We start from the raw sequence: 22,348 nt of genomic DNA on the forward strand, positions 1-22,348 counted from the left end.
TTCCGGAAAAGAAAATTTCCTTCCTGATTGCATAAGAAGAAAATCTTCAGATCAGCGCCAGTAATAAAACCCGGCTGAATAATTATTTTCTAAAGGAATAAGTGATTTTATCGTTGTAAACTTCTTCCAGAGCAATGGTTACGGGCTTTTTATTGGAAACACCGGGAATCAGGGCCGGCTGCCCATCATTAAGTTCTCTGGCACGAAGTGCTGCCAAAGTGACCAGCGTGTATTTGGAATCAACTTTCTTGACGAGGCTGTCAATGGAAGGAAAACACATCATTTTAAAGGGACCTCCTTATTAATATACTGTTTAAAAATAGTTTCAATCTGCCCTTCATTACGGGACAGCTTGCATTTTTCCGCTTCAAGAATAGCGCTGGTTTTGCGTACTGCATCCTCCAGCACATCATTGACTACAATGTAATCATACTGGTGGGCCATGGCCAGTTCACTTGTGATCTGAGCCAGTCTTTTCTGAATAACTTCTTCCGTATCTGTACCTCTGCCATGTAGACGGCCGGACAGTATTTCCAGGGACGGCGGAACAATATAAATAAATACACCCTTGGGGTAACGCTTCTTGACCTGCATAGCCCCCTGAATATCGATTTCAAGGAGTACTGATTTTCCCTGGCCAATCAGATCAAGGGCATGCTGTTTCGGAGTCCCGTAATAATGGTCGTAAACCCTGGCATATTCAAGAAAAGCATCCTCTTTAATCAGTTCTTCAAATTGTTCATTCGTACGGAAATAGTAGCTTTCGCCCTCTTTTTCCCCTTTTCTCGGTTTTCTGGTTGTCATGGATACGGAATAATTCAGGTCAGGGTAAAGTTTGCGTATAGCACCGCATATGGTTCCCTTTCCCGCTCCGCTGGGACCCGATACGACCAGAAGGATGCCTTCATCTTTTTTCTTGGTTTCCATGATCAGTTCTCATCCAATCCTTCGTTAACAGCAGCATCTCTATTGAGAAGCCGATGAGAAATTGTCTCCGGTTGAACTGCCGATAAGATAATCTGACCGCTGTCCATAATCAGGACAGCTCTGGTTTTTCTGCCATAAGTGGCATCAATGAGTTCTCCCCTGTCCCGGCTGTCCTGAATCATACGCTTCACCGGTGCTGATTCAGGGCTGATAATTGCCATGACTCTTGCAGCGGCAGCCATATTACCAAATCCGATATTAATTAAAGAAACTCCCAATTTATTTTCTCCTTATTCGATATTCTGGACCTGCTCTCGAATTTTCTCGAGTTCTGTCTTGACTATTATAACACAGTCGATAACGTCAGTGTCACTGGCTTTTGAAGCAGTCGTATTGACTTCCCGGTTAATTTCCTGCAGGAGGAAATCCAGCTTGCGCCCTGCAGGTTCATTACTGTCAAGGATGCGGGTGAACTGGACCAAATGGCTGCCGAAACGAACGACTTCTTCTGTATAATCAGCTTTTTCAGAAAAAATAGCCACTTCCTGAATAATGCGATTTTCATCTGTCATTACATTCTGGTCACCCAGAGCTTTTGCAATCCTGTTTCTTAATCTTTCCTCATAATCTCTGGCAGCTTGGTCCTGCCTGGAAAGAAGGAACTGCCGTTTCTCTTCCAGGAGATTTATTCTATTTTTCAAATCTGCTCTAAGGATTTCTCCTTCTCTGCTTCTCATCTCCAGAAGATTCCGAAGCGCCTCATTTACAGACTCCTGCACCAGTTGCTCCATGGCTTGATCATCAAGAGACTCCTGTGTGACCCTGATAAATGGTTCGGGAAGTTTTAAAAGTTCCGAAACAGAAGGCTTTTTAGCCCGGATTCCGTCCATGCGGCGGCATTTATTCAGTGTCATGAGATAAGCTTCCAGAAGATTACTATCTAAAGCGACGTTCCATTTTTTTCCGCCTGCCGCAGGAATAAAGGACAGGGATATATTGACTTTTCCGCGGGAAATCTTCTGTTTCACTGCCTTTGAGGCAATATCTTCAAGCAGTGCTGAATAAAGATTGCTGCGGATATTCAATTCAAGGAAACGACTGTTCACTGATTTAATTTCCGTATTCAATGTCCCCAAAGGGCTTGATGCAGTTCCTCTGCCAAATCCGGTCATGCTGTTCATCGGATCACTCCTCACTATCATCAAAATTTATTGTATTGGTCTGGTAACTTTTCCCGACTTTTATTTTATCATCCCAGTCCCTGCAGTATCAATCATTATGTAAAAACCAGGATTGCCGATTTTTCTGAAAAAAATATGCTATACTAATAAAAAATTATTTAAAGGAGGTTTATCATGCAGATTGACAGTGCTGCTTTATTTCTTCTGGTCAAGAAACTGAACAAGTCGCTGATGTTTTCCCAGATTCGTCAAATCCATCAAATTGACAACCGTATCATGGATATCGAATTCTTTTCTCCTGAAGGACATCCTGTTGACCTTGTTTTAAATACCTATAACCCTCCGGTTATTTATATAGCCTCTCAAGGAAAAAATAAAAAACAATATTCTCCCTCCCAGACGTTCTGCATGACGCTCAGAAAATATCTGGAGGGTGCAAGATTTTCAGGCATGGAACAAATTGCCATGGACCGTATTATACGCATATCACTTGACAGGATTGAAGCCGGAGGTGAAATCATTACACGTAACTTGTGGGTTGAGCTCCTGCCTGCGTCCCCTAACATCGTTCTTACTGAAAATAATACTATTATAGATGCCTGCCTCCGGGGCAGAAAACTGGAGCGTCTGCTTGTTTCCGGAGAAGCTTACAGCCTGCCGTCCAATTCTTCCCGTATGGACTTTGTGAAATTCAAAGCTTCTGAAATTGGCGAAATCCTTGCATACAGCAGTTCTCAGCAGATTCCGGTTGACCAGTGGCTTTTTGCGTCTTTTAATGGTTTTTCAAGATATCTGGTTAATGAACTCATGTACCGGGCAGGCATTTCCAATGATAAAACTATCGATGCATTGACTTCCGGCGATAAAGAACGGCTGGCTGAAGAGATTGCACGGCTTTCGGAGAATCTTAAAAATTCGGATACCTGCTATCTCTATCAACAAGGTGGAAGGCAAACCGTATCACCAGTCCCCCTGACATTCCTGAAAAGGGCAGGAGAAAAAATAGATATTCTTGAATGGCTTGCCAGAGCATCTGAAAGCGGTGCCGGTTCTATAAAAGCAGCTGTACAGGAATATACAAAACATCTAAAGAGCCTGATAAAAAAAGAGGAGCGGAAAATCTCCAGGATTTCCGGCGAAATGAAAGAAACAGAACTTATGGGGCAGTATAAACTGTGGGGAACTCTTCTTTCCATTTATGCCTATGAAAAAATCGACTACAGAAATAAGCTGATCGTATCCAATCTGTTCAAAGACCCGCCGGAGAATGTAGAAATACCTGTTGATCCCCTCCTGAGCGTTACTGCCAACAGTCAACTTTATTTTAAAAAGTATAACAAAATGAAGACCCGCTCCTCAATCGGACTGGAAAAATTGAAGGAATGTGAAAATAAACTTGCCTATCTCAATGATTCGCTTTTCTTTGCGGAACAAATTAAAAACAGGCAGGAACTGGATGCTTTCAGAAATGAATTAAAAGCATCCGGGATAGATAAATACCTGAAAAGCCAGGGTAAATCCGCCCATAAAAACACGGGCATCATAAAAATCGAGGAACGGGAAATTGATGGCTTCCGTATTTATATAGGGCGCAGCAATACAAAGAATGAATACCTTACCCTTCATAAAGCGGGCAAATCAGATCTTTGGTTTCACGCAAAAGGAATTCCAGGCTCTCACATTGTCATCGAAACGGAAAATCAGCCCGTTCCACAGGCTACCATTGAGAAAGTGGCCGCCCTTGCTGCCTTTAACAGTAAGGGAAAAGATTCCGGCAAAGTAGATGTAGATTATACTTACATTAAATATGTTAGAAAAATACCGGATGGTCCTCCCGGACTTGTTAACTATACGCATCAAAGGACAATTGTGGCCATTCCTACAGATATAAAAGAATAAAACAATCCGCCTGCTCTTATCCGGATACGGGAGGTAATTCAATTGTAGGGACTGCCATTGGATCAATGGATATAGCAGCCCTGTCTTCTTAAGACTGAATGACAAACTGTTTGCAGTGGATCCATTTTCAAATATTAGTATAGGAATTCCTTGTATCCTGTATGCCTTTCATTTTTTTAAATAAAAAATCCGGGATAAATAAAATAAGCCTGCTATGGGGTTATCAAACCACAGACAGGCTTATTTTATTACTTACTCTACAATTCTCGGGCCTTCTTTATCCTCAGGAAAAACAAGATTCAGAATCATGGAAACAATAAAGACCACTGCTACACAGTTATCGGCAAAAACGCTTCTGAACAAATCAGGAAAAATATGGAAAATCTGTGGCGTCTGGGTAAACCCTAATCCGATGGAAAGGGAAAGTGCAGCAATACTCATATTTCTCTGGGAATAACCACAGTCGCCAAGCATGCGAACCCCACTTACAACAATCGATCCAAACATCATCAATGTACAGCCGCCAAGGACTGCATCTGGAAGTGAAGCCAAAATAACGCCAAGGACAGGAAAAAATCCCGCAAGAATCATAATCACTGCTCCGCAGCCAACAGCTTTACGGTTTACCACTTTTGTCATCGCAATGAGCCCTACATTTTGACTGAAAGACGTAATCGGTAAACAGCCAAACAAGGAGGAAATGCTTGAGACAAAACCATCTACTGCAATAGCGCCGGATACTTCCTTCCCCGTCGGCGGCCTGCCAAACCCCATTGTTGCAAGGGCGCTTGTATCCCCGAGCGTTTCTGTAGCAGAGACCAGAAAAATGAGGAAAACTGAGAGAATGGCATCGGGATGGAACTCAAGAGATACCGGAATAAACGTCGGGAAAGACACAAGATCAGATCCGGAAAGCCGTGTAAGATCTACCATGCCGTAAAAATAAGCTGTTATATACCCAACTATCAGTCCAAAAAGAACGGACAGCTGCTTATAGTAAGAGTGGGCGCGGATATTAAACATAAGGGAGGATACGAGAGTAACAGAACCAACCATAAGATACTTTGCATCACCAAAATCCGGCGCTCCAAAACCTCCTCCAAAGGAGTTCGCACCGATGGGAAGAAGGGAAAATCCAATAGCGGTTACAACCGATGCGGAAACGATAGGTGGAACCAGTTTTTTCCACCAGGCAGCACCAAGACCAAGAAGACCTTCAAGTATACCGCCAATCAATGCAGCGCCAAGAACAGCTCCATAGCCGTACTTAGTCCCAATTACGCAGGATACGGAGACAAAAGTAAAACTGATTCCCATAATAATTGGCAAACCACTGCCAAAACGCCAAAGTGGAAACATTTGCAGCAGTGAACCAACGCCAGCCACAATCATGGCTGACTGGACCAGGGATGCCGTTTCTTCCGGTGCCATTTTTACTACTCCTGATACAATCAGGATAGGTGCAATATTGGCCACAAACATAGCCAATACATGCTGCAATCCGAAAGGGATGGCTTTTCTGATGGGGATATCTCCTTTCAACTGGTAAATGGCATCTTCTTTATCTTCCATATAATTCCCTCACCTGAAAACAATTGTCCCGGTTTCGGGATCCATTTGATCTATAATCGCGAGGGATTTGACATCTATACCCTCAGAACGCAGTTCATCGCCACCACCCTGGAATCCTTTTTCAATGCAGATTCCAGCTCCTTCAACGATTCCTCCTGCCTGATTGACAAGATCAATCAATCCTTTAATTGCACAGCCATTGGCCAGAAAATCGTCCATAATAAGGATATGTTCCCCTTTATTTAAATATTTCTTTGAAACAATAACATGATTCACCTTATTATGGGTAAATGATTTCACTTCCGTAGCATAAACATCTTTATCCATATTAGAGCCGGCTGATTTTTTGGCAAATACGACAGGTACATTGAAATAAACAGCCGTAAGACAGGCAATCCCAATTCCGGATGCTTCAAATTGTTAGGATTTTATCAATTTTTCTGTCGCCAAAAAGCTCTTTAAATTCCTGTCCCAATCGGCTGATAAATGGAACATCAATCTGATGATTTAAAAAACTGTCGACCTTGAGCACGTTTCCTGGTTTAATCACGCCATCTGTAATTATTTTCTGCTGAAGAAGATTTAATCCTTTCACGGCTTGCCTCTCTTAATTTTTAAAATACAGTATAACAAATAATTTTTCTACATTTTATCATGCTCTAAAAGCCAATGCAAAAATACAGAACCGAACGGACATAAAAAAAGTTCCTTTTCCTGCGAAAAGGAACTTTTTTGAGGAATTTACTTGACCAGACCGCCGTAGTCTTTCAGCATCTGGTAAACATGAGCCTTTTCTGCCTCGGATGGCTCCACAATAGGCAGCCTGAAGTGTCCGCCCGGCTGTCCGATCAGATTGGTAGCCGTCTTGACCGGAATCGGACTGGCAATGAAGAACATGCCCTTCATAATCGGATACATTTTGATATGCAGCTTCATGGCTGCTTCCAGATTTCCTTTCTGGAATTCGTCAATCATAGCCAGCAGATCGTCGCCAATGACATGGCTTGCTACCGAAATAACACCTACACCGCCGCCGGCAAGAATCGGCAGGGTAAATGCGTCATCCCCACTATAAATCATAAAGTCATCAGGAAGCAGAGCTTTTTCTTTTGTGACCTGATCCCAGTTACCGGTTGCATCTTTGATACCTACTACGTTCGGGCATTCATCCACAATCCGTTTAATGGTCTCCGGCTGGATGGATACGCCGGTACGGCCGGGAACATTATACAGGACAATGGGCAGGTCCACATGTTTGGCAATCGCTTTGAAATGCTGATACATACCTTCCTGATTAGGCTTTACATAGAAAGGAACAATGGCAAGAGCACAATCTATGCCTGTTTTTGCTGCTTCCCGGCCAAAACGAATAGAATCAAGAGTGCTGATGGTTCCAATATTTCCCATAATCGGTACTTTCTTCCCTGACCCATTCCTGCCTACCGTATCTACAATGATTTTATAGAGTTTCAATTTTTCCTCAGATGTCATCGTAGCGCCTTCACCGGTAGTACCGCCTACGAGAATACCCTCAGAGCCATGTTCAACAAGGTGTTTTGCCAGTGCTGCCGCACTTTCATAATCTACGCTGCCGTCTTCTTTAAATGGAGTAATCATGGCAGTAATGACACGACCAAATTTAGCAATAGCCATATTTCTTCCTCCCTGGAAATTTTTTCAAAAATTATTTAATCATATTATGATCCAGCATGTATTCCGCAATCTGGAGTGCATTCAATGCTGCTCCCTTGCGAATCTGGTCGCCGCAGCACCAGAGATTGATTCCATTGGGTTCATAGAGATCTTTTCTGATACGACCGACAGCAACATCTGTCTTATTTGAAGTATCAAGAGGCATTGGGTAAACCATGTTTTCGATATCATCTACAAGAACAGCCCCCTTGAAGCCGGAAATGGCTTTCTTGACTTCATCAGTACTGAGGGGTTCTTCCGTTTCAATATAGATAGATTCCGCATGACTTCTTACTACCGGAACGCGGACAGCAGTGGGCGTAATGGCAATTTTATCATCATGAAAAATCTTGTGGGTTTCATTGACCATTTTCATTTCTTCCTTGGTATATTCGTTATCAAGGAAAATATCAATCTGGGGAATGACATTGTAAGCGATCTGATAATGCTTTGGGAGGCTGGCGGAAGGAAGAATCTTTGGTTCATATTCTTTTCCCCCGGCAATGGCTGCCGTCTCATCAAGCAATTCATCAATCCCGTCCTTGCCTGCTCCGGACACTGCCTGATAAGTGCTGACAACAATCCTGCGAATTCTGGATAAATCATGAATTGGTTTCAAAGCCATCAGCATGATGATGGTAGAGCAGTTCGGATTAGCAATGATTCCCTTATGCCAGGAAATATCCTCCGGATTAATTTCCGGGACTACCAGCGGTACTTCCGGGTCCATACGGAACGTAGAAGAATTATCAATGACTACGGCCCCTCTCTTTGCCGCTTCCGGGGCAAGTGTTTTGCTGATATTTCCACCCGCAAAAAGGGCAATATCTATATTTTCAAAGGATTCCGGTTTTGCTTCTTCTACGGTATATTCTTTTCCGCATACAATTAATTTCTTGCCGGCTGAACGTTTGGATGCAAGAAGTTTTAAAGAAGAAAAAGGAAAATTTCTTTCTTCAATCAGTTTAATAAATTCCTGACCTACAGCGCCGGTAGCGCCAAGGATAGCAACGCGCGGGAGTTTACTCATAAAAGCACCTCATTCCAAATAATTTTCCAGACCATAAACCAGGCCTTTAACGGTCATGCATTTTCTGCAGGCGAGCATGACGCCAGGCATAAAGGACTTCCTGTCGAGAGAATCATGCCGAAGTGTAAGGATTTCACCATAACCGCCAAAAAGGACTTCCTGATGAGCCACATAGCCGGGGAGACGAACTGAATGAATCGTAATGCCTTCATACTTGCCGCCCCTTACGCCCGGAAGACTTTCCTTTGTGTCATCCGGTTCAGGATCCTTCATGCGAGCAGCTGCCATCTTTTCAGCAGTCAGTTTTGCGGTTCCTGAAGGAGCATCATACTTATGATTATGATGAAGTTCAATGATTTCAGCATTTGGCAGATATCTGGCAATTTCTGCGGATACTTTCATAAGGAGTACCGCCCCCAGGGAAAAATTAGGTGCTACGAGACCATTTGCGCCGGTTTTATCAGCAATTGCTGCCAGTTCTTTTCTCTGTTCAGCAGTCAGGCCGGTGGTCCCAATAACCATATTTACCCCCTGTTCCAAAACATACCCGGCATTTTTGTATATGACCTTGGGGCTTGTAAAATCAACCACCACATCAGGCTTTCCTTTTGCAAAAGCTTCTTCAAGGGATGGTGAAATCGTAATACCATTATGACCGATTCCAACAACTTCACCCAAATCTTTTCCGGCAGCACCTGGATCGACTGCACCACAGACCGTAAGCCCTTCTTCTGCGGCAATGGAACGGACAACTTCACTACCCATGCGGCCCGCTGCCCCATTGACCAATACATTGATCATAGTAATCTCCCCCATTCATCGTATATAGGTTTATACCTGTATTATTTTAATTTAAAACTATGGTAGTATAAAATTTCCAGTCCGTCAATATAAAAATCAGAAAATGGCATAAAAAAACCGCAAAGCTGATTCCTCAGACTTTGCGGTTTTTTATGCTGTTATTCATTTACAGGATATACACTAACCTGTCTTTTATCTCTGCCAAGGCGTTCAAATGCAATTCTGCCTTCAGCTGTAGCAAAGAGGGTATCGTCCTTGCCAAGCTTTACATTCAGGCCCGGGTGGAGATGGGTGCCTCTCTGGCGAACGATGATGTTGCCCGGCTTGGCAATCTGGCCTGCATGCATCTTGGTTCCAAGACGCTGTGCATTGGAATCGCGGCCGTTCTTTGTGCTGGAAACACCTTTTTTATGAGCGAATAACTGAAGATTGAAAAGTAACATGAAATTCACCCCTTTTTATCAAAAATCAATACATGATGAGGATACTGCCTGTCAATTTGCTGCAGTCCATTGACCATCGTTTCGATCAATGCCTGTCCCCTTGAATCTCCGGGAGAATCAAGGTGAACATCCATATAACCAAAATCCGAATCAAAGGTTCCCTCCATATGCAGAACATCCCGAAGTCCTGCCGCTATAGTCAGGGTAATGGCACTGACAGAGGCACAAATCAGATCGTATTCCCCATCTTTTTCAAAACCGTCTGCATGCCCTTCTATATGGAATCCATCATAAAGACCCTTCTGATTGGTATGCATTGTTACAGTAATCATCAGCCTTCGATCTTTTCGATCTGAACCTTTGTGAACGGCTGACGATGACCCTGACGACGACGGTAGTTGGATTTAGCTTTGTATTTGAAAATACGGATTTTTGCAGCCTTGCCCTGTTCAAGAACCTTGCCGGTTACCTTAGCACCTGCAACAGTGGGCTGGCCAATTTTTACATCATTACCGGATACGAGAAGAACTTCTTCAAAAGTTACTTCAGCACCTTTTTCAGCATCGAGCTTTTCAACGGTAATGACTTTACCTTCTTCAACGCAGTACTGTTTACCACCTGTTTTAATGATTGCGTACATTTGTGCACCTCCTCTTTACTATACTCGCCGAATATGGCAGCATTTCTGCATTTTGTACAAGCCATTTTCGTGCGGTTGCGCCATAGCACTATGTACAATGACTTAAATATTATATCTTTATTTAGACAAGAAGTCAAATGAAATTTGAAATAAATTATTGATTTTCAAAAATTTTTCTGATGAGTTTTCTTGAAATACCGGAAAAAAATTCCTGATCCTTGAAACGGATAAACCGGATCGGTTTAGAAACCGCCCTGATTATAAGGCGATCCGAATTGTCGAATTCTTCATCATAAGCCCCATCCAGAGAGATATGAAGATTCCCTTCCCTCTCAGGAGCCGTAATTTCAATGGTATCCTTGTTTTTAAGAAGAATGGGAAATCGCTGCAACGTATGGGCACATATAGGAATAACAATCATATGATCGTCTTCCGGCCCAAGCACAGGGCCGCCGCAGGATAACGAGTAACCTGTGGAGCCGGTAGGCGAAGATACGATTAAACCGTCCGCAGCGTATTCCTGTATAAAATGACCATTCAGGGAAAATCGCAGTCGTGTCAACCGGCCAATCTGATCATGCCCGATCACCACATCATTAAGAACATCCGGAAGTTCTTTCCGTTCAGCTCCCTGTTTAAGGATAAAAGAAGAAAGATAAATCCTGGACTCCTCCAGGAAATCATGGTCCAGTATCATATGGATTCTTCTTTCCATATCTTCACAGGTAATGGTGTTCAAAAATCCCAGTTCCCCAAGATGGATGCCTGCCATAAGTACCGGTGAATTTCTGAAAATACGGGCAGCCCCCAGAAAAGAACCATCCCCTCCAATAGACAGGATTACATCTTTCTCACCCATGGAAACCGTAGGTTCATAACATTCATTTTCAAATCCGAGTGCTTCGATTCCCGGTTTCATCTCCTCGGGAAGTGTATAGGAAATATTTTCAGATCTCAGGATTTTCAAAAGCTGAAAAAGCGGCTGCTTCAAATCCTTTTTTTCAAGGTTGGGGTAGATTCCGAATTTCATTTGCATTGCCTTTCAGAATGACATGGGCCTCTTCCACTGTTTCATGAATGTTCTCCGGCGTCAAAATAGTCTCGGGCTTCTCTCTTTTTAACCACGCCAGGAATTCTATATTTCCGGAACCGCCTTTAATAGGAGAAAATGTCAGGCCCCAGCAATACAGTCCCTCTTGATCAAAGACATCCAGCGTATCAGAAATAACTTCCTCATGAACCGATTTATCTCTTATAATACCACCTTTTCCTACTTTTTCCCGTCCTGCCTCAAACTGCGGCTTAATCAGTATAACAAGGGATCCGTCATCTTTCAAAACTGATTTTACCGCGGGAATAATTTTTGTAACAGAGATAAAGGAAACATCGGAAGAAGCAAAATCCACTTTTTCACCCAATGTTTCTTCTGTAACAAATTTAATATTGGTTTTTTCCAGATTGATAACCTTTGGATTGGAACGAAGCTTCCAGTCAAGCTGATTTGTACCAACATCTATGGCATAAACTTTTGATGCCCCGTTTTGAAGGGCACAATCTGTAAAACCACCGGTGGATGCACCGATATCAATCATGATTTGGTCTTTTAAATCGATATGAAAGGCTTTGATGGCTTTTTCCAGTTTATAGCCGCCCCGTCCCACATATGGCATGACATGGCCTTTAATTCTGAGCCTGGCATCTATCGGAACTTTTGTACCGGCCTTGTCGACAGGAACGTCATTGACAAGGATAATACCTTCCATAATATGCCTTTTTGCATTCTCTCGACTTTCGAAAAAACCATGCTCTACAAGAAGAACATCAAGCCGCTCTTTTTTAACTTTTTGATTTGACACAGCTGAACCTCAAAATTTAACTACCGGAGTTTGCGGATTTACGGAGTTTATGATTCTATCTGGACCTGCTTAAAATCATATCCACGAGTTTAAGAAGGGCATCCGTTTCGCAGGAGATATTACATATGGCCTTTTTGGCCTCTTCAGCTTCTTTTTCTGCCGCCTTGAAAGCCTGTTCAGGTCCAAGAATGGTGGCATAGGTAGACTTATGATCCAGCACATCCTGACCGGGCATTTTTCCCATTTCATCCAGACTGCCCTTAATATCAAGAAGGTCATCTGTAATCTGGAAAAGTATTCCTAAATGAAACGAATATGCTTCAAGTGCCTCTTTAACTTCCTGATCTGCTCCGGCAATAGTAAGTGCCATTTTAACGGGTGCCATGAGCAGACAACCGGTTTTCGCAGCATCAAGAATCTGTAATTCTTTCAGGGACAGGTTCCTGTTTTCAGCTTTCAGGTCATGGGCCTGGCCTCCCACCATACCGCACGGCCCCGCTGCCCGGGCGAGAATTGAAACCAGTTTAATCCTTACCTGGGCAGGAATCATTTCCTGAGATGCCAGAAGTTCAAAAGCAAAAGTCAAAAGACCATCACCGGCCTGCGTAGCCATGCCGGCGCCAAAGACTTTATGATTGGTCAAAACTCCGCGCCTGAAGTCATCATTATCCATGGCAGGCAGATCATCATGAATCAGTGAATAGGTGTGAATGCATTCCAATGTACAGGCCGTATCAATATATCTGCTGCTGTCAACCCCCAGCATATCAAGTACGATCAGAAAGAGAGAAGGACGTATTCTTTTTCCGCCTGCAAGAAGGCTGTAGTTCATGGCATCAAATAAAGTTTTGTGTTCCGCTCTGTCCGCTTTAAGTAAAGACTTGAGCCGCTGATCAATCAGGCTCTTCTTTGACTTCATCAATTCCCGAATCATGATGAATTCCCTCCTTCAGCATTATTTCAGTTTCCTCTGAAAGCCTGAGCAGTTCCTGGTCCGTTCTGTCGAGCATGGCCAGACAGTCTCTGGCAGCCTGGATGCCCTCCCTGTAAGCTGCTACCATTTCATCAAGCGTGCAATTCCCTGATTGAACCAAATCCGCTGCTTTTCGAAGATTTTCCAGAGACTCTTCAAAATTTCTGCTTTTCGGGTCATCCATGATGCTTCCCTCCCCCGGTTTCTGTTAACAGACTGTCAAAAGCAGCCATCATCCCCAGTACTTCCTTGTATTTTCCCCTTAACATGCTATAAGCTGATTTCTGAAGAGTAAGATAGTCAAAAAGAATAGATATTTTGATCTGTTCCTGTTTTCTATATACATCTGGAGAACGAAAACTTAAAAGCAAACGACTGATCTTTGATAAATCATAATTGATATATTTTTTTCTGCCCTCTTCAAGCAAGGCAAGACTTTCCCGGATTTGTATGATTAGTTCTTTTTTCATGGGGATTACCAATTCAGCAGCCTGTGTAGGAGTTGAGGCCCTGAGATCCGCAGTCAAATCAGCCAATGTAACATCAGTTTCATGGCCAATCGCAGATACGACAGGAATGGAACAGTTAAAAATCGCATCAAGCACGATTTTTTCGTTAAAGGGACTTAAATCATCTTCTGCGCCGCCGCCTCGGGCAAGAATCAGGACATCCGGGGCATCAACTGAAGAAGAAGCTGTCTCGATAGCATGCACTATGCTTAAAGCAGCACCTTCCCCTTGAACCGCCGTATTGAACAGCGTATACCTAACCGCATCGTTGCGTAAAGATCCGGTTTTAACGATATCATGAACAACAGCACCGCTGGCCGAAGATATAATTCCGATATGAAAAGGGAAGGCGGGAATCTTTCTTTTCAAAGCCGGATCAAAATAACCCTGATTTTTTAACTGTTCTTCCAGAAGTTCTTTCTCTTCCTGATAAGTGCTTTTCGATGTGGAAATCACTCGATGAACAAAAAGCACCGGCCAACCCGACACGGAGTTATAGCGAATATCCCCAATCAGAGCAGCCTCCATGCCGTTTTCCAGCTTTCTTGACAAGAAAGCTGCCCCCGCTTTGCCAATGAAACAGGAAATACGGCTCTTTTCATCAGTCAGGTTAAAATAAACCACACCGGAAAAATGAATATGGATTCCCCTGATAATGCCGCGAACAGCCATGTTTCTGAAAATATAGTTTTTTTGAATATTTTGTGAAAGCATGCCGCCACATTCATTAACGCTGTATATTTTCATGGGAATACCTCATAAATGCGCCAAACGCATTCCCTGTGGCATTATCACTACTATACGCAATATCTGCAAAACATGGTATCAGATGCAGTTTCCGGCAGATATCCGTGAAACATTGACGGATGTATCCATTAGACATGACACCGCCTACGGCAATAAAGGGACGTCCCGGCTCAAAAGGAAATGCTGTCAGTTCCTTTTCCAGCGCATTTCCAATATGAGCAAGTACACCTCTGGCAATATCGTCACTCCGATAAATTCCTTTCTGAATATCTCTCTGGACCCTGGTTTCCGGCCCGGAAAAGCTGAAAGCTCCTTTCACAGAGGAACAGGGAATGAAGTAAGAGCCATCACCGGATTCTGCAAGCTTTTCCAGATCTTTGCCACAGGGAAAGTGAAGTCCCAGAGAAACGCCGATCCGGTCAATAAATTGCCCTGCCGTAATATCCTGTGATTTCATCAGGAGGGATATTTCCATACAGTCACCGGACCAGGAACAATATAAAATATCCTGTGTGCCACCGGACATGTGAATCATGTAAAATGGCCGGCCCCACAAATCCGGATAACTCCGTATAGCAGCCAAGGCATGATTTTCCTGATGGCTGAATTCATAAAGAGGAATATGAAGTGCTGCCGCCAGAGATTCTGCCATGCCTTTTCCAACAAGAAAAGCGGGCATATAGGAATCTGCCCGCCTTCTGGGAAAAGAGGAAACGCCCGCCGCCTCAAGCTGGTTTAACATTGGGGACAGCTTTTTAAGAATAACGGGAAGATTTCTGGTATGCTGGAATACCATATTGGATTGAGACAATCCCCTGCTGCCCTGATTAACAGCAAGGACTATACGTTCTTCCCCTACCAGTCCCCTGGAGGAATCATAGACCGCTGCCGATGTTGTATAGCAGCTGGTGTCTATGCCAAGAAACCTGCTCATTATTTCCCTTTCATAACCTGATTTAAAACGCCATTGATAAACCGATAGGATGAATCTCCACCATAAAGCTTTCCCATTTCTACAGCCTCATTGATGATGACATTCCGATCTGAGCGGAGATCCTGCATGTAAAAGTATTCGGCAACAGCAAGTTTCAAAATACTTTTATCCACCACATTCAACTGGCTTAAAGACCAATTTTTAAGGTGGCTGCCAATCAACTCATTGATTTCCTCGTGTTCAGCAACAGATTTAACCAGAGCATCGGCAAAAGCTTTATCTTTATCAGACAATTTAAGCGCACTTGAATCTATAGCTTCCGTTTCCGGATTCAATTCCCGGGAATATAAGACTTGTAAAGCATACTCTCTGGCACTTCTTCTGCTCATAGATACCTCTTTTAATCAATAATATCCGTAACAGTAACATCGATACCATAGATATTTTCATCTGTCACCGAAACCAGGAGATTTTTAACAACCATCTGGATATAACGGGCAGTTTCATGCACACGGCAGCCGTCATGAAGGGCCAGTGATAAATCCACTTTAATGCCCTTCTTCCGGCTCCTGCGAACCAATAGCCCTATATGCCCATGAATACCGAGCGCCTGCCCTATCCCTTTCATTAAATCCTGAAACCCATCAGCCGTAAATCGGGAGACCTCAGGAATGGCAAGCACTGCCTCCTCTATCTTTTTGTAGATTTCTTCTTCCGGTACAATGACAATCGTTTCATCCTGAGCCATATTATTTTTCCTCATCAAAAATAATTTCAGAAACATTGACATTGACAGCTGAAGTCTTGACGCCAAGATAATCAGCAATGCTTTCTTTTACCGCTTCCTGAAGCTGCAAGGCAATAGCAGGAATGCGATTGCCATATTTGACACAGACATAAAGATCTATAACTGCAGCATTCTCTTTAATTCCTGCATGTACCCCTTCCGTAATATCATCATTAATCACAGAAGAGAAACTATGGAAAATACTTTCACCCATGCCTGCAATGCCTGGAACTTTCAGGGCCGCATTCCTCGCGGTAACTGCAATCACATGATCGGAAATATGGATTCTTCCCAGCTCATTGGTAACTTCTGCAGTCTCCATAAGCGTTTAAAAACTCACTTTACACGTTCAATATAAGCGCCGGTACGGGTATCAATGCGAAGAACTTCGCCCTCATTAATGAAAAGCGGAACGGAAACGATATAGCCTGTCTCCATAGTTGCCGGTTTGGAACCGCCGGTAGCAGTATCGCCACGAATGCCGGGTTCAGTTTCAACCACTTTCAGTTCAACGGAATTCGGGATGTCCACGCCAATAATTTTTCCGTTGAAGAACATAACGGTGCATTCCATTTCTTCTTTGAGGAAATTAATCTTGTCACCCAGTTCTTCCTTGTTCAGCATAATCTGTTCAAAGGTTTCGCTGTCCATAAAGCAGTAGGAACCATCTGCTTCATAGAGGTACTGCATAGGTTTACGTTCTACAGTAGCCGGCTGCAGTTTAATGCCTGCATTGAATTTACGTTCCACTACGGAACCGGTCTGAAGGTTCTTAAGCTTTGCACGTACAAAAGCGGCACCTTTGCCTGGCTTTACATGCAGAAATTCAATGCACTGCCAAACCTGGCCATCAAGTTCAACAGTAAGACCCGGGCGTAAATCATTACTAGAAATCATTTAAATCTTCCTCCTGCTAAAATTTAAGAAATGTTTTGGGAAAATGTGTGAGAATGGAAATGCCATCCTGTTTTATTACTACCGTATCTTCGATACGGACTCCACCGGTTCCGGGGATATAAACACCCGGCTCAATAGTTTCAGTCATATTTGACTGAAGAACAGACGAATCCCGTGCTGCAAGTACCGGGGATTCGTGAATCTCAAGACCTACACTGTGACCAAGGGCATGAGTGAAATAAGTATCAAGCTCAAACTTTTTAAGATATTCCCGGGCCAGCCCATCGGCCTCAGAGGCTCGACAGCCTGCCTTGAGAATACCTTCCATATACTCTACACAGCCAAGGACACTATCATAAAGATAACGCTGACGATTCGAAATATTTCCAACCGCGACAGTTCGGGTGATATCAGAATGATATCCCTTATATATCGCGCCAAAATCAAAAGTAATCAGGTCCCCATCCTCAATAATCTTTTCTGTAGCTGTGCCGTGCGGATAGGCCCCGCGTTCTCCTGATGCCACAATCGTATCAAAAGACTTCCCTTCAGAGCCGGCCTTGAGCATTTCACATTCAAGTATGGTCATAAGCTCTCTTTCCGTAGCACCGGCCCGGATATAGGGAATCGTATTTCTAAACCCTTCATCGGAAATAGCACAGGCCCTGGAAATAAGTTTTAGTTCCTCTTCCGATTTGATTCGTCGAAGGTCATCTACCGGACAGAATTCAAACAGCACATCTTCCATGACCTCGTCGAATGAAAGATATAACTTATAGGTAAGAACAGACTCTATTCCCAGCGTCCGTACATGATGCCTTTTTACAAGACCCGCAAGACAGTCCGCCAGTTTTCCCTTGTAATTAACTACCTGGCAATCAGGGGATTCTGCTTTTGCCTGCTCTACATAACGGCTGTCTGTCAGGATATAAAAATCACGAGGCGTTAAAAAGAGATAACTATCAGATCCGGTGAAACCGGTGATATAACGGCAATTTTCATCCTTTTGGACAAATAAACCATCTATACTGTTTTTTTTAAGAAAATCGGAAATCAAATCTGTATCTATCACATGATCACTCTCTTCCATCATCACTTAATAATACAGTATCTGAAGAGTTTTGTCTAGAAATCATCGCCTTTTTGACTCAATATCTAAGGCTGTTTAGCTGCTGAATTAAAATTCTTTTCTTCCAGATGGCCCGTAAAGTTTAGAAAATTCAATACGTTTAAATTTCCAGGATAATGCTGTATTTCTGTAATAGATGCATTAGATAGCGCAAGGTTCCAGGAACAGGAAAGGGGAATATGAATCATTCCGCAGATAATGGTCCTGAGCGCTGCTCCATGAGAAACAATAACATAGTTTTTTTCATCTCCTCTGGATATCAGCCGATCCATCGTCTCCATGCACCTTTCCTGACACTGATTAAAAGATTCTCCTCCCGGAAGTTCGATGCCATCAGGATTTCTAAACATTTGATCCATCATGCCGGGCCATTTTGCATTGATTTGATCAAAGGTCAGCCCCTCCCACTGACCGAAGGATAATTCCATCAGACCGGAATCATATTCAATGCTGATTCCCTGTTCCCCGGCTATAAGTTTGGCGGTATGAGCCGCCCGAATCAAAGGACTGGAAATAATACTGTCCACTTTTTTATTTTTTAACCATTCAGCTGCTTTATCAGCCTGCTTAAGCCCCAGAGGACTCAGATCAATATCAGTCCTGCCTTGAAATTTGCCAGCCTTATTCCAGACTGTCTCGCCATGGCGAACAAGATAAAAAGTGATCATTCTCCCCAAACCTCTTTCAATGTATCAATCAGTTTTTTATTTTCTTCCTTTTTGCGGACAGCCAGGCGGAAAAAGGAATTATCCAGGCCATCATAATTTCCACATTGCCGAATCATAATTTCATGTGGCAGCAGACGCTTCTGAAGTTCCGCAGCGTCCTTTATCCTGCCGATCAGACGGCACAGAATGAAATTAACAGTACCGGGATATACAGTTAACCACGGGAATGCAGATAACTGATTTACAAATGCACGGCGTTCCTCCCGGCAGAATTTTCTGGTTTTTTCTATATATTCCCGGTCCCGGGCTGCATAGGTCATATACAACTGCACCGGGCCATTCACATTCCAGGGAATCAGGCTTCTCCTGATCAGAGAAGCCATGCCTTCAGCAGCAAATAAACACCCTATCCTCAGCCCTGGAACGGCATAAAATTTCGTCAGGGACATGACAACAATAAGATTTGGGTATTTGGAGCAGAAATCTCTAAATGATACGTCCCCTTCAACAAAATCAATGAAAGATTCGTCAATAACTACATAACTGCCATTATAAACGGCAGCGTCCATGATCGTAGTGAAAGTAGTGTAATCAAGCAGATTGCCGTCAGGGTTATTCGGATTACCCAAATACACCAGAGATCTTTTTCCCATCATGGAAATCACTTTTCCAGCGGGAACGTGAAACTGCTCTGATTCATTTAAAAAGAATGTTTCTACCGGTACATCAGCTGCCTTTGCCGATAATTGATACTCACTGAAAGAAGGAGCCGGCACAAGGACTTTAGAAGGCTTTAAAACACGGAGAATCGTATACATCAGTTCTGTAGCCCCATTGCCGAGAGCGATCATATTGCCGGGGATATGGTAACAGGCAGAAAGAGATGATATAACATCCCTTCCATCCACATCAGGATACCTTGTTGTCTCAATTTCCCAGAAACGTTCAATAGCCTTTCTCCCCATAGGAGAAAGGCCCACTGGATTAATGTTTATACTGAAATCTAAAATACGGTTACGTTCTTGAGGAGAGAAAGAAAATATTTCCCCGCCATGCCTATAGTTTGTCAAATTCATCTCTGCTGCCCTTTCTGTACTGCATTCCCTGATTGGTAATTTCCACAACATCAAGAAAACGCATCTGACTTCCCATAGATAAATCCATGGCTTTCCTTACATATTCCTTATTTGCCGTTTCGGGAAGAATCAACCCAAGGACTGTACCACTGTGAGCACAAATAACGCCTTTTCCGCCAAGGGATATACCTGTTTTATAAAAATCATCCAGCTGCCTTTTATAAAGGATTTTCTGATTGGCAAAAGCACTTATTGTAGCTGCTCTGCCGATCAGATCTACAGATTTATCCTGAATTCCCAGTTCAAAAAGATGCAGTGCATGAGCGATATTTTTTTCGTTACTTCTTTGTAAATCAATTAAATCATTTCTGGAATTGAATTTCATTGTATCGATTTCCCCGCCGCAGTCATAAATCAGAATCTGCATGGCAGGACAATGTCCGAGTTCATGAATCAGGCGGCCTTCACGATAGTCAAACTGAACAACTCCCTGAAAAAATGTGGCATCGCTGGGTTCGATGTGCAGGGCAATATCCGCTATTTCTCTGGGTGATAATGATTTTCCACAGGAAAGTGCAACTGCCTGAGCAACTGCGCTGATATCAGCAGTGCTGGAAGCCATGCCCTTGCCTTTGAGGATAGTAGACTTTAAAAGAACAGGAACCTGCCTATCCGGAAAGCCAAGATATCTTAAAGTATTTGTCCGGGCTGATTCCGCCTTGGCCGGAAGGAAACCTATGTCGTCCCCATCCTGAGTAAAAGCATAAGAAAAACGATTAATGGGACAGGTAACCATAAAAGAGGAACCGTTGATATAGCCCTGAATAAATTCTCCGCAAGATCCCGGCGAACTTACAATATATGCCATAGATTCCCCCTGGTAATCAATAAAAACAGAAGGGCAATAACCGCTTCCGTGACTTCAGTTACAAATCCGTAGGTATCTCCTGTAGTTCCGCCAATTTTTCTGACAATCCAGCGATTTAAATAGAGTCCAAGCAGCAGAGAGACGCCCGAGAGAAGAAGATATATAAATCCAAAATAAAGAGCCGGAATCAATGCGAAAACGGTGGCAACAGGTACTGCGAATCGGGAACGATAAGCAGCAAATGCCTTCCCCATGCCATAAGGCCTGGCATAGGGATATTCGCAAATGCTTATGACAAGATTTAACCGACCCAGCACCGGGCAGGCTATCAATACCAGATAAAGAGATTCCGGATTAGAACCAAGGCTGAGAGTATAAAGAAAAATAAAAATGATAATGGACAGCATGCCAAAGGAACCTATCAGGCTGTCCTTCATAATTTCCAGACTTCTTTCTCTGGATCTGCCTGAAAACAAGCCATCGGAAGAATCCATCAGACCATCAGCCAGGGTACCGCCAGAAATAAAAAGTTCACCAATCACAATCAGGAACGCCGTCAGATAAGGTACCTGCAGGGGGCGGAGAAGAAAATAAATCAGGCACATAAATAAGCCGATGATTCCGCCATAAACCGGAAACCAGATGACGCTCTTTCCAAACTCCTCATCTTTCCAGATTGTTTGCGTTGATAAATGAATGCGGGTTAGAAATTGAAGCCCCACAAGAAAAGAATTCATTGAATCACCAGAATGCAAATATAAGAACTGACTCTATAACAATAAAAAGAATAGTAGCCACATACATCATAAGGATGGATTTTTTTATGTGTTCCGCCTTAAGGACACAATCCGGATCCCCCATGTATTCCCGAAATTCAGGTTTTCCTTCGTAATAGTTATATCCCCCAAGACGGATATGGAGGGCACCGGCTACCGTAGCTTCTGCATAACCCCCATTGGGAGACGGATGCTTCGGGGCATCCCTTAATCCTATGGATTTAGCATTTCTCCAGTCCAGATTAAGAAGGGCGGCGGCAGCTACAAAAAGCAGGAACGTAATTCTTGCAGGAATATAATTCAGTACGTCATCCAGTCTTGCCGCAAATCGCCCAAAGAAAAGGTAGCGTTCATTCTTATACCCCAGCATGGAATCCATCGTGTTTCCTGCACGATATATCATAGCCCCGACGGGTCCAAAGAAGAGATACCAGAAAAGAGGTGAAATGATACCATCTGTAGTATTTTCCGCTATCGTTTCTACTGTACCCCTGGCTATATCACTTTCATCGAGATTTTCCGTATCTCTGCCCACAATCCAGCTAAGCCGTTTTCTGGCAGAAATAATATCTCCTTTTTTTAGAAGGCCATATATTTCCATCCCATCCCGGGCAAGAGCCCTTGGCGTAATGGTAAAATACAGTACTACGGCACTGACGGCCGCATAAATCAGGATTCCTCCCCAACGAGCGAGGTAAACAAGAATGAAAGTAATCAACCCGACCGTGAGCAGTACAAGAAGAACTGTTATCATTCCAAGAAAGAACATAGTTCCGTCAGATTTTTTCCTGTCCGGATAAAAAAGTTTTTCATAGAAGGAAATCAGCCTGCCAATGAGTACAACAGGGTGATAATCCGACCGGGGATCTCCACAAATCGTATCAATGATAAGTGCAGCAATTGGAATCAGCGCACAGAAGGAAGAATGTATCAAGCTTTCCAA

Annotated in this window: 30 protein-coding genes and 1 other annotated feature; of the genes, 1 reads left to right on the forward strand and 29 read right to left on the reverse strand. The window is 43.2% G+C overall.

Annotation, left to right across the window (positions count from 1 at the left end):
• Nucleotides 1-82 precede the first annotated feature (82 nt).
• The 4 genes from rpoZ to VZT47_RS00650 are packed head-to-tail and all read right to left on the reverse strand — an operon-like array spanning nucleotide 83 to nucleotide 2,108.
• Nucleotides 83-283, reverse strand: a complete 201-nt coding sequence (gene rpoZ / locus VZT47_RS00635) for a DNA-directed RNA polymerase subunit omega (RefSeq protein WP_330223040.1) — start codon at nucleotides 281-283, stop codon at nucleotides 83-85.
• Complete coding sequence (gene gmk, locus VZT47_RS00640) at nucleotides 280-927, reverse strand: guanylate kinase (RefSeq protein ID WP_330223041.1); 648 nt, start codon at nucleotides 925-927, stop codon at nucleotides 280-282. The genes rpoZ and gmk overlap by 4 nt, the downstream gene beginning before the upstream one ends.
• Nucleotides 928-929: 2 nt before the next feature.
• Nucleotides 930-1,205, reverse strand: coding sequence for an extracellular matrix/biofilm regulator RemA (gene remA / locus VZT47_RS00645; RefSeq protein ID WP_330223042.1), 276 nt, complete (start codon nucleotides 1,203-1,205; stop codon nucleotides 930-932).
• Between the two features lie 12 nt (nucleotides 1,206-1,217).
• Complete coding sequence (locus VZT47_RS00650; protein ID WP_330223043.1) at nucleotides 1,218-2,108, reverse strand: YicC/YloC family endoribonuclease; 891 nt, start codon at nucleotides 2,106-2,108, stop codon at nucleotides 1,218-1,220.
• A 174-nt stretch (nucleotides 2,109-2,282) separates the two neighbouring features.
• Between VZT47_RS00650 and VZT47_RS00655 the strand changes: the two genes are divergently transcribed.
• Nucleotides 2,283-4,007 (forward strand): Rqc2 family fibronectin-binding protein, encoded by a 1,725-nt coding sequence (locus tag VZT47_RS00655; protein ID WP_330223044.1) that lies wholly within the window; start codon nucleotides 2,283-2,285, stop codon nucleotides 4,005-4,007.
• Between the two features lie 252 nt (nucleotides 4,008-4,259).
• On the opposite strand, the gene VZT47_RS00660 is transcribed toward VZT47_RS00655, so the two are convergent.
• The 25 genes from VZT47_RS00660 to cbiB all read right to left on the reverse strand — a co-directional run bounded on the left by VZT47_RS00660 (nucleotide 4,260) and on the right by cbiB (nucleotide 22,348).
• Complete coding sequence (locus VZT47_RS00660) at nucleotides 4,260-5,579, reverse strand: uracil-xanthine permease family protein (protein ID WP_330223045.1); 1,320 nt, start codon at nucleotides 5,577-5,579, stop codon at nucleotides 4,260-4,262.
• Between the two features lie 9 nt (nucleotides 5,580-5,588).
• The gene (locus tag VZT47_RS00665) at nucleotides 5,589-5,906 is read right to left on the reverse strand and encodes a hypothetical protein (RefSeq protein WP_330223046.1); all 318 of its coding nucleotides are present in this window, start codon (nucleotides 5,904-5,906) and stop codon (nucleotides 5,589-5,591) included.
• 85 nt (nucleotides 5,907-5,991) lie between these two features.
• Nucleotides 5,992-6,174 (reverse strand): hypothetical protein, encoded by a 183-nt coding sequence (locus tag VZT47_RS00670; RefSeq protein ID WP_330223047.1) that lies wholly within the window; start codon nucleotides 6,172-6,174, stop codon nucleotides 5,992-5,994.
• Nucleotides 6,175-6,320: 146 nt separating this feature from the next.
• Nucleotides 6,321-7,232 (reverse strand): 4-hydroxy-tetrahydrodipicolinate synthase, encoded by a 912-nt coding sequence (gene dapA / locus VZT47_RS00675; RefSeq protein WP_330223048.1) that lies wholly within the window; start codon nucleotides 7,230-7,232, stop codon nucleotides 6,321-6,323.
• A gap of 31 nt (nucleotides 7,233-7,263) precedes the next feature.
• Nucleotides 7,264-8,301: an aspartate-semialdehyde dehydrogenase gene (locus tag VZT47_RS00680; RefSeq protein ID WP_330223049.1), complete on the reverse strand. Its 1,038-nt coding sequence runs from the start codon at nucleotides 8,299-8,301 to the stop codon at nucleotides 7,264-7,266.
• A gap of 9 nt (nucleotides 8,302-8,310) precedes the next feature.
• Nucleotides 8,311-9,102, reverse strand: a complete 792-nt coding sequence (gene dapB, locus VZT47_RS00685) for a 4-hydroxy-tetrahydrodipicolinate reductase (protein WP_330223050.1) — start codon at nucleotides 9,100-9,102, stop codon at nucleotides 8,311-8,313.
• 158 nt (nucleotides 9,103-9,260) lie between these two features.
• A complete protein-coding gene (gene rpmA / locus VZT47_RS00690; RefSeq protein WP_296953984.1) occupies nucleotides 9,261-9,545 on the reverse strand; it encodes a 50S ribosomal protein L27 in 285 nt (94 codons plus the stop codon).
• Between the two features lie 5 nt (nucleotides 9,546-9,550).
• Nucleotides 9,551-9,877, reverse strand: a complete 327-nt coding sequence (locus VZT47_RS00695; protein WP_330223051.1) for a ribosomal-processing cysteine protease Prp — start codon at nucleotides 9,875-9,877, stop codon at nucleotides 9,551-9,553.
• On the reverse strand, nucleotides 9,877-10,185 hold the full coding sequence (gene rplU, locus VZT47_RS00700; RefSeq protein ID WP_330223052.1) for a 50S ribosomal protein L21: 309 nt from the start codon (nucleotides 10,183-10,185) through the stop codon (nucleotides 9,877-9,879). The genes VZT47_RS00695 and rplU overlap by 1 nt, the downstream gene beginning before the upstream one ends.
• A gap of 11 nt (nucleotides 10,186-10,196) precedes the next feature.
• Nucleotides 10,197-10,272: a sequence feature (ribosomal protein L21 leader region), on the reverse strand.
• Between the two features lie 67 nt (nucleotides 10,273-10,339).
• A complete protein-coding gene (locus tag VZT47_RS00705; protein ID WP_330223053.1) occupies nucleotides 10,340-11,215 on the reverse strand; it encodes an NAD(+)/NADH kinase in 876 nt (291 codons plus the stop codon).
• Nucleotides 11,187-12,041 carry a TlyA family RNA methyltransferase gene (locus tag VZT47_RS00710; protein WP_330223054.1) on the reverse strand — a complete coding sequence of 285 codons (855 nt, stop codon included), beginning with the start codon at nucleotides 12,039-12,041 and terminating at the stop codon, nucleotides 11,187-11,189. Before VZT47_RS00710 ends, VZT47_RS00705 begins: the two co-directional genes overlap by 29 nt.
• 55 nt (nucleotides 12,042-12,096) lie before the next feature.
• A complete protein-coding gene (locus tag VZT47_RS00715) occupies nucleotides 12,097-12,975 on the reverse strand; it encodes a polyprenyl synthetase family protein (RefSeq protein WP_330223055.1) in 879 nt (292 codons plus the stop codon).
• A complete protein-coding gene (xseB, locus tag VZT47_RS00720; RefSeq protein WP_330223056.1) occupies nucleotides 12,935-13,198 on the reverse strand; it encodes an exodeoxyribonuclease VII small subunit in 264 nt (87 codons plus the stop codon). Before xseB ends, VZT47_RS00715 begins: the two co-directional genes overlap by 41 nt.
• Nucleotides 13,191-14,270, reverse strand: a complete 1,080-nt coding sequence (gene xseA / locus VZT47_RS00725; protein WP_330223057.1) for an exodeoxyribonuclease VII large subunit — start codon at nucleotides 14,268-14,270, stop codon at nucleotides 13,191-13,193. The genes xseB and xseA overlap by 8 nt, the downstream gene beginning before the upstream one ends.
• A complete protein-coding gene (locus VZT47_RS00730; RefSeq protein WP_330223058.1) occupies nucleotides 14,251-15,204 on the reverse strand; it encodes a glycoprotease in 954 nt (317 codons plus the stop codon). Before VZT47_RS00730 ends, xseA begins: the two co-directional genes overlap by 20 nt.
• On the reverse strand, nucleotides 15,204-15,593 hold the full coding sequence (nusB, locus tag VZT47_RS00735) for a transcription antitermination factor NusB (protein WP_330223059.1): 390 nt from the start codon (nucleotides 15,591-15,593) through the stop codon (nucleotides 15,204-15,206). Before nusB ends, VZT47_RS00730 begins: the two co-directional genes overlap by 1 nt.
• 11 nt (nucleotides 15,594-15,604) lie before the next feature.
• Nucleotides 15,605-15,952 (reverse strand): hypothetical protein, encoded by a 348-nt coding sequence (locus VZT47_RS00740; protein ID WP_330223060.1) that lies wholly within the window; start codon nucleotides 15,950-15,952, stop codon nucleotides 15,605-15,607.
• A 1-nt stretch (nucleotide 15,953) separates the two neighbouring features.
• Nucleotides 15,954-16,313: an Asp23/Gls24 family envelope stress response protein gene (locus tag VZT47_RS00745; protein ID WP_330223061.1), complete on the reverse strand. Its 360-nt coding sequence runs from the start codon at nucleotides 16,311-16,313 to the stop codon at nucleotides 15,954-15,956.
• Nucleotides 16,314-16,327: 14 nt separating this feature from the next.
• Nucleotides 16,328-16,888 carry an elongation factor P gene (gene efp / locus VZT47_RS00750; protein ID WP_330223062.1) on the reverse strand — a complete coding sequence of 187 codons (561 nt, stop codon included), beginning with the start codon at nucleotides 16,886-16,888 and terminating at the stop codon, nucleotides 16,328-16,330.
• Nucleotides 16,889-16,904: 16 nt separating this feature from the next.
• Nucleotides 16,905-17,960, reverse strand: a complete 1,056-nt coding sequence (locus VZT47_RS00755; RefSeq protein WP_330223063.1) for a M24 family metallopeptidase — start codon at nucleotides 17,958-17,960, stop codon at nucleotides 16,905-16,907.
• Between the two features lie 83 nt (nucleotides 17,961-18,043).
• Nucleotides 18,044-18,685, reverse strand: a complete 642-nt coding sequence (locus VZT47_RS00760) for a histidine phosphatase family protein (protein WP_330223064.1) — start codon at nucleotides 18,683-18,685, stop codon at nucleotides 18,044-18,046.
• Nucleotides 18,682-19,812: a pyridoxal phosphate-dependent aminotransferase gene (locus VZT47_RS00765; protein WP_330223065.1), complete on the reverse strand. Its 1,131-nt coding sequence runs from the start codon at nucleotides 19,810-19,812 to the stop codon at nucleotides 18,682-18,684. Before VZT47_RS00765 ends, VZT47_RS00760 begins: the two co-directional genes overlap by 4 nt.
• The gene (locus VZT47_RS00770; protein ID WP_330223066.1) at nucleotides 19,742-20,629 is read right to left on the reverse strand and encodes a GHMP family kinase ATP-binding protein; all 888 of its coding nucleotides are present in this window, start codon (nucleotides 20,627-20,629) and stop codon (nucleotides 19,742-19,744) included. Before VZT47_RS00770 ends, VZT47_RS00765 begins: the two co-directional genes overlap by 71 nt.
• Entirely contained in the window at nucleotides 20,614-21,366 is a 753-nt protein-coding gene (locus tag VZT47_RS00775; RefSeq protein ID WP_330223067.1) for an adenosylcobinamide-GDP ribazoletransferase, read from the reverse strand. Before VZT47_RS00775 ends, VZT47_RS00770 begins: the two co-directional genes overlap by 16 nt.
• A gap of 4 nt (nucleotides 21,367-21,370) precedes the next feature.
• Nucleotides 21,371-22,348, reverse strand: coding sequence for an adenosylcobinamide-phosphate synthase CbiB (gene cbiB / locus VZT47_RS00780; RefSeq protein WP_442877403.1), 978 nt, complete (start codon nucleotides 22,346-22,348; stop codon nucleotides 21,371-21,373).

The sequence above is a fragment of the Dialister sp. genome (genome assembly GCF_036343215.1).
GTDB lineage: Bacteria > Bacillota > Negativicutes > Veillonellales > Dialisteraceae > Dialister.